The organism is Roseateles sp. AC306 (genome assembly GCF_979253795.1).
On the sequence record NZ_CEEDEB010000003.1, the window covers coordinates 46,176 to 57,028 of the forward strand.

Consider the following 10,853-nt stretch of genomic DNA (forward strand, 5'->3'; position numbering starts at 1 on the left):
GGGCGTGTGCGGCTACTTGATGAAGTAGGTGAGCTGGGCGTAGGCGCGGGTGCTGTTGCCCTTGGTGTCGCTCTTTGGCGTGCCGTTGGTGCGGCTGGCCACGCTGAGCCGCAGCGCGAACTCGCCCGGGCGCACCCAGGTGGCCGCCACGCCGGCGCCGCCCATGGTCGCGGTATTCACGAAGGTCTCGTCCAGCAGGATCTGGGCGGACGGATCCTTGCGATATTTGATGCGTCCTACGTCGTAGAACAGGCTGACGACGGACTCGCGGCCGATGCGTCCGAAGATGGATTCGGGCGGCAGGAAGCGCAGCTCGAAGCTGCCGATGACACCACTGTCGCCGGTGCCCTCGCCCGGCGCAAAGGCGCGCACGCCGTCAGGGCCGCCGAGGCGGAACTGCTCGGTGGTGTCGAGGTTCTGCATGCCGACCTGGCCGCGCACGGCGACATAGGCCAGCAGGCGGTTGGTGACGATGTTTTGCAGCCGGGTGAAGCCGCCGGTCAGCTTGCTGAAGTTCGCCGGGTCCTGGCCGATCTGCTCCACGTCGAACTTCAGCCGGCCGCCGATGGCCGAGAACTCGTAGGTGTTGACCCCGCCGCCCGCAAAACTGTCGCGGAAGTCGCCGTTGCCGCCGATGGCCAGTGTGTCTGAACTCTTCTTCACCGGCAGCGTCGCGGCGCTCTTGTCGGAGAACTGCTTGTGCTCCACCGACAGCAGCGAGAAGAAGTTCAGGTTGCGCGAGCGGATGACGGGATAGAGCCCGAAGCCGGTCACGGTGATCGCGTCGCCGGTGAGGTCGAGCGGGAACTCATCCTTGTCGAGCTGGTAGCGCACGGCCGATATCGACGCGCCGAGCTTGAAGCCGCTGCTGCCGACGGGGGTCGTGTAGTTCACCAGGCCGAAGAAGAGGCCGCCGGTCGTAGACGCGAGCAGGTTGCCCGTCAGCCCGTCGCCACGCCCAAACGGGCTGTTCATGGTGACGAGGCCGGTCAGCCGGAAGCGGCCGAGGAAACGCGAGCCGTTGGCGTCCAGGTCGGCGCGGGCCGTCCAGGTGGCGTCGGCGCGCGGCGTCACGACCAGGCTGGCGGTGCCCGGCTTGCTGCCGGCCTGCACTTCCACCTGGGCGCTGATGCCGCGCAGGTCATTGACGAGGAAGACGACGCGCTCCACGTCGCGTACTTTCAGGATGCTGCCGGGCTTCAGTTCGTCCAGGTAGGCCTGAACGACTTCCCGCCGCACCGGCAGGCCTTCGCTCCAGTTCAGCCGCACCTCGTCCAGCCGGCCTTCCAGCACGGCGATGCGCACGACGCCGCCGCTCGTCTGCTGTTCGGGGATGTAGGCGTAGCCGAGGTAGTAGCCCAGCTCGCTCTGCAGGAAGCGCGTGACTTCTGCGGCCGCGTTGGCCAGGTCCTCGAAGCTGCGCGCCTTGCCGACGAAGGGCGCCGTCAGGTGGGCCAGTGCGGCCCTCAGTTCGGGGGGGGCGTCTTCGGCAACGCTGAAGGCCTGGATGTCGATGCGCAGATCGTCGGCAGGCTTGCCCAGTTCGCGCGGCGGGGCGGGGCGGGGTACATCGACGCTGCGGGCCTGCTCGGGCTTGGGGGCCAGTTCTTGCGGTGTCGGCACGGTGCCGGAGGGCGGCGTGGTCTGTGCCACTGCCACCGTGAGGGGCGCCAGCAGCCCGATGACGAGCGTCGCCTTCCAAGTCCCCTGAGCCGACTTCATTGTTTTCACCCTCTTTGTATTGGGCCGTGAGGCTATCTGATCCGCATGACCGCCACCATGGGCTCAACACGGGGCGCTCATCAATCCTGATGCGTCCTAGCGTTGACCCCAGGCGGCGCGTCATGCTTTGAAGCTATCGTATTGGTCGGCGCAGCTCCGGCTGCGGACATGACCACCTTGTTCCCGGGAGTTCCAGTTTGAGTGTTTCGTCTGAGTTAGCCGCGCAGGTCGAGGGTTGGCTGCAACCTTTGGCGGATGAATCTGCGCCTTGTGGGCCCGACTTGGAGTACGACAACGCCTTCCTTGAGCTGACCCAGGCCGCCCAGGGCAAACCCGAGTCGCAGTTCGAATCGGCCGTGCCGGCTGACTGGCGCGACGTGCGCCGGCGCTGCGAGAAGCTGTTCGACGTCAGCCGCGACCTGCGCGTCGCGGTGCTCTGGACGCGTGCCCTGCTCAGGATGGAGGGCGTCCGCAGCCTGGCGCCCAGCCTTCGTCTTTTGACCGGGTTGATGAGCAATTTTTGGGAGGGCCTGCATCCCCAGCCCGATCCGGACGACGGCGATCTGTATGCGCGCGCCAATGTGCTCGCGCTGCTCGTGGATGCCGACACCGTGCTGGCCGACTTGCGCGAGGCCAACCTGGTAAGCCTGCGCGGCGTGGGCGAGGTCAAGGTCCGCGCGGTCGAGATCGCCATGGGCACCATCGCGGCGCGTGACGACGAGAGTAACTGGAGCCGGGCGCAGGTCGAGCAGCTCTTCGCTGACGCGGTCCAGCAGGGCTCCAGCCTGCCCGCCGAAATTGCCGACGCCCAGAGCGAGCTGGCGGCGCTCGTTGCGCTGCTTGGCGAACGCATGGACCACTCCCAGGCACCCGACCTGAAGCCGCTGCGCCAGACCTTGAGCGCCGTTGCCGGGCTGATGCCCCAGGCAGCTGCAGCCGAGGCGGGTGGCGATGCTCAGGGCGGGGCGGACTCGCCTTCGACGGGCGGTGGCGGCGGGGGTCAGGCCTTGAGTGGCCGCATCAATTCCCGAGCCGAAGCCCAGCGCGCCATCGAAATGGTGTGCGACTATCTCGAACGTGCCGAACCGACCAACCCAGCGCAATTGCTCCTTCGTCGCGCCGGGCGCCTGCTCGGCCACAATTTCCTCCAGTTGATGAAGGAACTCGCGCCCGACGCGCTAAGCGAGGTCGCGCGCATCATGGGCGTCGATCCGTCGACGGTAGAAGTCCATTCGAGTGATTGACACCACCGCGTAATCCGCATTCCACTCCTATTCCTCCACGGAGATCATGATGGCCACCAGCAGCCAAAAATTCATCGCCCGCAACCGCGCGCCTCGCGTTCAGATCGAGTACGACGTCGAGCTCTACGGCGCACAGAAGAAGGTCCAACTGCCCTTCGTCATGGGCGTGATGTCGGATCTCTCGGGCAAACCCGTGGATCCGCTCGCGCCCGTCGCAGATCGCAAGTTCCTTGAGGTCGATGTCGACAATTTCGACTCGCGCATGAAGGCGATGAAGCCGCGCGTGGCCTTCCAGGTGCCCAACACGCTGACCGGCGAAGGCAACCTCAGCGTCGACATCACCTTCGACAGCATGGACGACTTCTCTCCGGGTGCGATTGCCCGCAAGGTCGATTCACTCAGCAAGCTGCTTGAAGCGCGCAACCAGTTGCAGAACCTGGTCACCTACATGGATGGCAAGACCGGCGCCGAGGAACTGGTGTCCAAGGTGCTGGCCGACCCGGCGCTGCTGGGTTCGCTCGCCACCTCCGCCAAGCCGACCGACACCCCGGCCGAATGATTGACGCGCAAGGCGCCCCCCACGCCAAGGAGATTTTGAATGGCTGAACTGCAGACCTCATCGCCACTGGCGTCGGTCAACTTTGAAGGCAGCGACCTGGCGTCGCTGCTGAACCGCGAATTCAAACCCAAGACCGAAGAGGCGCGCAGCGCCGTCGAACTGGCCGTTCAGACGCTGGCGCAGCAGGCGCTGGCGCAGACCCAGCTCATCGGCAACGACACGGTCAAGACCATCGAAAGCATGATTGCGGCCATTGACCGCAAGCTGTCGGACCAGATCAACCAGATCCTGCACCACGGCGACTTCCAGAAGCTCGAAGGCGCCTGGCGCGGGTTACATCACTTGGTGAACAACACCGAGACCGATGAGCAGCTCAAGATCCGCGTCATGAACATCTCCAAGGCGGAGCTGGGCAAGACGCTGAAGCGCTACAAGGGCACGAACTGGGACCAGAGCCCGCTGTTCAAGAAGATCTACGAAGAGGAATACGGCCAGTTCGGCGGCGAGCCCTTCGGCTGCCTGGTGGGTGACTACCACTTCGACCAGAGCGCTCCCGACGTCGAGCTGCTGGGCGAAATGGCCAAGGTGGCTGCCTCGGCGCACGCGCCCTTCATCACCGGCGTGTCGCCGACCGTGATGCAGATGGACTCCTGGCAGGAACTGGCCAACCCGCGCGACCTGACCAAGATCTTCACGACGCCCGAGTACGCTGCCTGGCGCTCGCTGCGCGAATCCGACGACGCGCGTTATCTCGGTCTGGCCATGCCGCGTTTCCTGGCGCGCCAGCCCTATGGCGCCCGCAGCGCACCGGTCGAGGAGTTCAACTTCGAGGAAGAAACCGGCGCGGCCGACCACGGCAAGTACACCTGGGCCAATGCGGCCTATGCGATGGCCGTCAACATCAACCGCTCCTTCAAGGAATACGGCTGGTGCTCGCGCATCCGTGGCATTGAATCCGGCGGCGCCGTCGAAGGCCTGCCGACGCACAGCTTCCCGACCGACGACGGCGGCGTGGACATGAAGTGCCCGACCGAGATCGCCATCTCGGACCGCCGCGAGGCTGAACTGGCCAAGGCCGGTTTCATGCCCCTGGTCCACCGCAAGAACAGCGACTTCGCGGCCTTCATCGGTGCGCAGTCGCTGCAGCAGCCGGCCGAGTACGACGATCCGGACGCAACCGCCAACGCCAATCTGGCCGCTCGCCTGCCCTACCTGTTCGCCACCTGCCGTTTCGCGCACTACCTGAAGTGCATCGTGCGCGACAAGGTCGGCTCGTTCAAGGAGCGCGACGAGATGAACCGCTGGCTGCAGGACTGGATCATGCAGTACGTCGACGGCGACCCGGCGCACTCCAGCGAGTCCACCAAGGCCACCAAGCCCCTGGCGGCTGCTGAAGTCGTGGTTGAAGAGATCGAAGGCAACCCCGGCTACTACTCGTCGAAGTTCTATCTGAGGCCTCACTATCAGCTCGAAGGGCTGACGGTTTCGCTGCGTCTCGTGTCCAAGCTCCCTTCCGGGAAAGCAGGCTGAGCGGCGTTGCCGCTACGGCATGCTCCGACCGGCGCACGACGTGAAGCGGTGTTTTTTGTTCGGTAATTCATAGAAATGAAGGAGAAGGGATCATGGCTGTAGACATGTTCATCAAGTTCGACGGTATCGACGGCGAGTCGGTCGATGCCAAGCACGCCAAGTCGATTGACGTGCTGGCCTGGAGCTGGGGCATGAGCCAGTCCGGCACGACCCACCAGTCCACGGGCGGTGGCGCCGGCAAGGTCAACGTTCAGGACCTGAGCCTGACCAAGCACATCGACAAGTCGTCGACCGTGCTGATGACGCACTGCGCGACCGGCAAGCACATTCCCAAGGCGGTGCTGACCGTGCGCAAGGCAGGTGACAAGCCCCTCGAGTACCTGGTCATCACGCTGAAGGATCTGCTGATCTCCAGCGTCCAGACCGGCGGCAGCGGCGGTGAAGACCGCCTGACGGAGAACGTGACCATCAACTTCGGTGCCTACGAAGTGGCCTACCAGCAGCAGGCCAAGACCGGCGGCGCTGAAGGCGGCCAGGTGTTCTCCAAGTTCGACATCGCGAAGAACACGGTGGTCTGAGCGTTGCTCGTGGCAGCTTCCGCTCATCCGGGTGCTGCCAACTGACGCTTCGCCCGGGCTGCGGCCTGCGCGGTCGCCGACCTTTCGGGTTGGCTGCGCGGGAGGCGAGCCTTGGCAGGCGATTGGCGGCCACCGTTTGCGGTGGCCGTCTCGTTTCAATGCCCATGCATTGCTGGCGGCTCGTTGCTGACTGCTGCACGTAGCCGTCGCGGATCCCGTCGCGGGCGCAAACCGGTGAGGTTGAGATGTCGAAGAAAGACATGTTCCTGAAGCTCGACAGCAAGCGCGGCGGTGCCGTCAAGGGCGAGAGCGAGGATCCGTCCCACCCTGCTGAAATCGTCGTGCAAGACTTCAGCTGGGGCATGACGAGCGTCGTGAGCACGGGCTTTTCCGGCAAGGAGAGCAAGCCGGCGCAGCTGGAGTTGCGCATCACCAAATTCGTGGACAGTGCGTCCACCGGTCTCATGTCCGTCATGAAGACCAATGACGAAATCAAGAAGGCGGTGCTGACCGTGCGCAAGGCCGGTGGCAAGCAGGAGGACTATTTCTCCATCACGATCCAGGGCGGTCGCATCACCTCGCTGGACGTCAGCTCGGAGGGCGACAGCCCCATGTTGACGGAGAGACTGTCCCTGACGTTCAACAAGATCGAAGTGCAGTACAAGAGCCAGAGCGCCACGGGCGGGCTCAAAGGCGCATCGACCTTCCAGGACGAGGTGACCGCGGGATGAGCCAAGCCGAACAAGCACTCCGGGACGGCGACCCCGAACTCGCGCTGCGCCTGCTGCAGGACCAGATCCGCGCCAAGCCCGCCGACGCCAAGCTGCGCGTCTTCCTGTTCCAGCTGCTCTGCGTGCTGGGCCGCTGGGACCGGGCGCTGACGCAGCTGAATGTGGCTGGCGAGCTCGATGCGTCCACGCTGGCCATGGTGCAGACCTACCGTGAGGCGCTGCAATGCGAGCGCCTGCGTGCCCAGGTGTTCACGGGTGGCAAGCTGCCCATGTTGTTCGGCGAGCCCGAGCCGTGGACGGCACTGCTGCTCGAAGCCCTGCTGCGCGAGGGCCGCGGCGAGGCCGAGGCCGCGCAGGCGCTGCGCACCCAGGCTTTCGAGCAGGCGCCGGCCTGCCCGGGCACGGCGGATGGCCAGCCCTTCGAGTGGATTGCCGACGCCGACATGCGCCTGGGCCCGCTGCTGGAGGCCGTCATCAACGGTCGCTACTACTGGGTGCCGCTGTCCCACCTGAGCGTGCTGAAGCTGGAGGCACCGAGCGATCTGCGCGACAAGGTCTGGCTGCCGGCAGAACTGCACTTCAGGAATGGCGGCGAGACCGTCGCCCTCGTGCCCAGCCGCTATGCCGACACCGACCTGAGCGTGGCCGACCTTGCCCTGGCGCGCCGCACCGAGTGGCTGGAGCCGCGCCCCGGCTTCTTCACCGGCCAGGGCCAGCGCCTGCTGGCGACCGAGGCGGGGGACCTCGCGCTGCTCGACCTGCGCGAGATCACGTTCAGCGGCGAGGCATGACCCGCGCCCAAGCCTTGATGGCAGCGACGCACGCATGACGGCCAACAAGGTCATCGACCGGCTGCAGCCCGCGCTGCTCGACCGGTTGCGGGACGACCACCCGGATCAGCGTGTCGAGTCCGCCGACGTGCGCGTGATGAGCCGCCAGCGCCTGCGCGAGGCCGTGCTGCGCGATCTCGAATGGCTGTTCAACGCCACCGCGCCCGCCAGTGTGGAAGGCCTGGATGCCTTCCCGCGCGCCGCGCGCTCGGTGCTCGGCTTCGGCCTGCCTGCGCTGTCGGGCACCACGGCCTCGTCCATCGACCCGCCCTGGCTCGAAGCCCAGGTGCGTCGCGCCATCCTCGACCACGAGCCGCGCATCCTGGCCGACACGCTGCGCGTGGATGCGCTGGTGTCCGATTTGCAGATCGGCCACCGCAACCAGATCAGCATCCGCATCAGCGGCCAGATGTGGGCGCAGCCCGTGCCGCTGGAGCTGCTGCTGCACACCGACTTCGACCTCGAGACCGGGCGCGTGCAGATCCGGGAACTCGCCCGCTAGGCTGCCATGGACCCGCGCCTCATCGGCTATTACGAACAGGAACTCCAGCATCTCCAGGACATGGGGAAGGAGTTTGCCGAGCAATTCCCAAAGCAGGCCGCGCGCCTGCGCCTGGGCAAGGATGTCGAGGTCGCCGACCCCTACGTCGAGCGGCTGCTGGAGGGTTTCGCCTTCCTGGCGGCGCGCGTTCAGCTCAAGCTGGATGCCGAGTTCCCGCGCTTCACCCAGCACCTCATCGAGATCCTCTACCCGCAGTTCCTCGCGCCGCTGCCGAGCATGCTGATCGCGCAGGTCCAGCCGGACCCGGGCGACGCCGGCCTGCTGAACGGCGTGGTGCTGCCGCGGGCCAGCATGCTGCGCGGCCAGTCGGCGCGGGCCGGGCTGACGGACTGCCGCTTCCGCACCGCGCACGAGCTGCGCCTGTGGCCGCTGGAACTGGCCTCCGCCGAATACTTCAGCCATGCGTCCAACCTGCCGCTGGCCGGGCAGGAAGGCTGGCGCAAATTCTCGTCCGGGCTGCGCATCAAGCTGAGGACGACCGGCGGGGCCAACTTCAGCCAGCTGAGCCTGCAGGACTTGCGCCTGCACTGCGCGGCCAGCGGCGAGCTGGGCTATGCGCTGCACGAATTGGTGTGCGGCCACACGCTGGGCGTCATCGTCAGCGGCGGGCAGGGCGCCAGCGCCCGGCACGAAACGCTGCAGCCCGGCTGCGTGCGCACCGTGGGTTTCGAGGAAGACCAGGCCTTGCTGCCGGTCAGCCCGCGCGGCTTCGGCGGCTACCGTTTGCTGCAGGAGTACTTCGCCTTCCCCAGCCGCTTCATGTTCTTCGACCTGGCCGGCATCGGCGATGCATTGCGTCGCGTCGGTGGGCAGGAGGTCGAGATCATCCTGCTGTTCTCGCGCGCCAACGGCGTGCTGTCGCAATCGGTCGATGCCAGCTCGCTGGCACTGAACTGCGTGCCGGCCATCAACCTGTTCGAGCAGCGCTGCGATCGCGTGCAGGTCGGCCCCCAGGGGCATGACTATCACGTCGTCGTGGACCGCGCGCGGCCGATGGACTTCGAGATCATCGACCTGCTTGAGGTGACCGGCCACGGCAACGACTTGGCCCGCGAGCGCCGCTTCTCGCCGCTGTACGCGGCCTTCCATCACGACGACGAAGAGCGCGGCGCCTACTACACGATGCAGCGCGAGCCGCGCCTGCTGTCGGCGCGCCAGAAGGACCTGCGCGGCGCCGGCCCGCGCTCCAGCTACATCGGCAGCGAGATCTTCCTCTCCATCGTCGACGCCAAGGAAGCGCCCTTCAGTGCCGATCTGCAGCAGCTCAGCGTGCGCGCGCTGTGCTCCAACCGCGACCTGCCGCTGCTGATGAGCACCGGCACCGACGACGACCTCAGCCTGGAGGGCAGCGCGCCGATCAAGGGCATCCGCGTCGTCAAGGGGCCGTCGCGTCCGCAATCGGCGCTGCGCGAAGCCAACCTGACCTGGCGCTTCATCAACCAGCTGTCGCTCAACCACCTGAGCCTGTCTGACACCGACGAGCACCAGGGCGCCGCGGCGCTGCGCGAGATGCTGCGCCTGTACGCCCGCGAGGGCGACGAGGCGGCGCAGCGGCAGATCGAAGGGCTGCGTTCGGTGAGGACCGAATCGGTGGTGCGGCGCCTGCGCAAGCCGGGCCCCATCGCCTTCGGGCGCGGCGTGCAAATCGCGCTGACCGTCGACGAACTCGCCTTCCAGGGCGGCTCGGCCTTCCTGCTCGGCTGCGTGCTGGAGCGCTTCTTCGGCCGGCATGTGTCGATGAACGGCTTCACCGAGCTGCAGATGAGCGCGCCATCGCGCGGCGTCATCTTTGCGGGCAAGCCGCAGGACGGGTCCAGGCCGTTGCTATGAGCGCTGCGCCGGGCCGCCCCAAGCAAGCTCGCTCCCGCCTGACGGGAGTGAAGCCGGACTTGAGATGCCCAATGGGCATCTCTCGCCTGACGAACCTGGCGAACCTGGCGAAGGCCTGGCCGATCCGTCGGCCTGGCAAGCGCGCAGCGCGAAGGGTGCAGCAATGAGCACATCGCCAGCCGCCATCGCGGAGTTCTGGCGGCAGCTGCGTGAGAAGCCGTGGGACCACGACTTCTTCCAGGCGCTGCGGCGGCTGGAGAATCTGCATCCCGAACGTCCGCGCCTCGGCACCGCTCGGCGGCCGCAGGACGAAGCGCTGCGGCTGGGCCAGTCGCCCGAGTTGTCGTTCGCGCCGGCCGCGCTGCATGCGGCCACACAGCCCACCGGCAACTCGGCGGGTCGCATCGACGTGCGCTTCTTCGGCCTGTTCGGCCCGAACGGCCCGCTGCCCCTGCACCTCACCGAGTACGCGCGCGAGCGGTTGCTGCATGCGGGCGACGCCGGCTTCACGCGCTTCGCCGACCTCTTCCATCACCGGCTGCTGCTGCTGTTCTACCGCGCCTGGGCGCAGGCCCAGCCCACCGTCAGCCTGGACCGTGAGGGTGATGACCGCATCTCCGCCTTCATCGGCTCGCTGGTGGGCATTGGCACGCCGGCGCTGCGCGGCCGCGACAGCGCCGATGACCATGCCCGCCTGCACTTCGCCGGCATCCTGTCGTCGGGCGTGCGCAGCGCCGAGGGGCTGGCGAAGATGCTCAGCGGCGTGCTGCAGCGTCCGGTGCAGGTGGAGCAGTTCGTCGGCACCTGGATGCCGCTGCCCGAGTCCGAGCGCACGCGCGTCGGCCGCAATGCGCTGGGCGAGCGAGCCCACAGCGGCAACTGCGTCGGCGGCGGCGCGGTGCTGGGCCGCGCGGTCTGGGACCGCCAGCACGGTTTCCGCATCCACGTCGGCCCGTTGGACGCCAATGCCTTCTCGGCCTTGCTGCCCGATGGCGACAACCTGCCGCGCATCATCCCGCTGGTCATGCACTACGTCGGCGAAGAGCTGCACTGGGACCTGCGCCTGGTGCTCAAGCGCGACCAGGTGCCCGCGACCCGGCCGGGCATGGCGGGACGCCTGGGCTGGACGAGCTGGCTCGGCCAGAAGGACCGCCCGCGCGACGCCCACATCGTCCTGACGCCTGGGCCCGCAGTACAGCGTCTGTTGAAGGCCCGCCGCCCGCAAGCGGCGGCGCACCCGAATTAGCGAGTTAGCGAATTAGCTGAA

The 10,853-nt window shown here is 67.0% G+C and carries 10 protein-coding genes; 9 read left to right on the plus strand and 1 reads right to left on the minus strand.

The window, feature by feature from the left end:
- Window positions 1–12: 12 nt before the first annotated feature.
- Window positions 13–1,722 carry a ShlB/FhaC/HecB family hemolysin secretion/activation protein gene (locus AC0IZJ_RS08350; protein WP_471848534.1) on the minus strand — a complete coding sequence of 570 codons (1,710 nt, stop codon included), beginning with the start codon at window positions 1,720–1,722 and terminating at the stop codon, window positions 13–15.
- 197 nt (window positions 1,723–1,919) lie between these two features.
- Between AC0IZJ_RS08350 and tssA the strand changes: the two genes are divergently transcribed.
- The 9 genes from tssA to tssG all read left to right on the plus strand — a co-directional run bounded on the left by tssA (window position 1,920) and on the right by tssG (window position 10,832).
- Window positions 1,920–2,966 (plus strand): type VI secretion system protein TssA, encoded by a 1,047-nt coding sequence (gene tssA / locus AC0IZJ_RS08355; protein ID WP_471848536.1) that lies wholly within the window; start codon window positions 1,920–1,922, stop codon window positions 2,964–2,966.
- 49 nt (window positions 2,967–3,015) lie between these two features.
- Window positions 3,016–3,525, plus strand: coding sequence for a type VI secretion system contractile sheath small subunit (tssB, locus tag AC0IZJ_RS08360; protein ID WP_457419461.1), 510 nt, complete (start codon window positions 3,016–3,018; stop codon window positions 3,523–3,525).
- A gap of 39 nt (window positions 3,526–3,564) precedes the next feature.
- Window positions 3,565–5,055 carry a type VI secretion system contractile sheath large subunit gene (tssC, locus tag AC0IZJ_RS08365; protein ID WP_471848538.1) on the plus strand — a complete coding sequence of 497 codons (1,491 nt, stop codon included), beginning with the start codon at window positions 3,565–3,567 and terminating at the stop codon, window positions 5,053–5,055.
- 92 nt (window positions 5,056–5,147) lie between these two features.
- A complete protein-coding gene (locus AC0IZJ_RS08370; RefSeq protein ID WP_471848540.1) occupies window positions 5,148–5,633 on the plus strand; it encodes an Hcp family type VI secretion system effector in 486 nt (161 codons plus the stop codon).
- Window positions 5,634–5,878: 245 nt separating this feature from the next.
- On the plus strand, window positions 5,879–6,364 hold the full coding sequence (locus AC0IZJ_RS08375; RefSeq protein ID WP_471848542.1) for an Hcp family type VI secretion system effector: 486 nt from the start codon (window positions 5,879–5,881) through the stop codon (window positions 6,362–6,364).
- Window positions 6,361–7,155, plus strand: a complete 795-nt coding sequence (locus AC0IZJ_RS08380) for a type VI secretion system accessory protein TagJ (protein ID WP_471848544.1) — start codon at window positions 6,361–6,363, stop codon at window positions 7,153–7,155. Before AC0IZJ_RS08375 ends, AC0IZJ_RS08380 begins: the two co-directional genes overlap by 4 nt.
- 34 nt (window positions 7,156–7,189) lie before the next feature.
- A complete protein-coding gene (gene tssE, locus AC0IZJ_RS08385; protein ID WP_471848546.1) occupies window positions 7,190–7,696 on the plus strand; it encodes a type VI secretion system baseplate subunit TssE in 507 nt (168 codons plus the stop codon).
- A 6-nt stretch (window positions 7,697–7,702) separates the two neighbouring features.
- Entirely contained in the window at window positions 7,703–9,586 is a 1,884-nt protein-coding gene (gene tssF, locus AC0IZJ_RS08390; protein ID WP_471848548.1) for a type VI secretion system baseplate subunit TssF, read from the plus strand.
- A 163-nt stretch (window positions 9,587–9,749) separates the two neighbouring features.
- Window positions 9,750–10,832 carry a type VI secretion system baseplate subunit TssG gene (gene tssG / locus AC0IZJ_RS08395; RefSeq protein WP_471848550.1) on the plus strand — a complete coding sequence of 361 codons (1,083 nt, stop codon included), beginning with the start codon at window positions 9,750–9,752 and terminating at the stop codon, window positions 10,830–10,832.
- The last annotated feature ends 21 nt before the right edge of the window (window positions 10,833–10,853 follow it).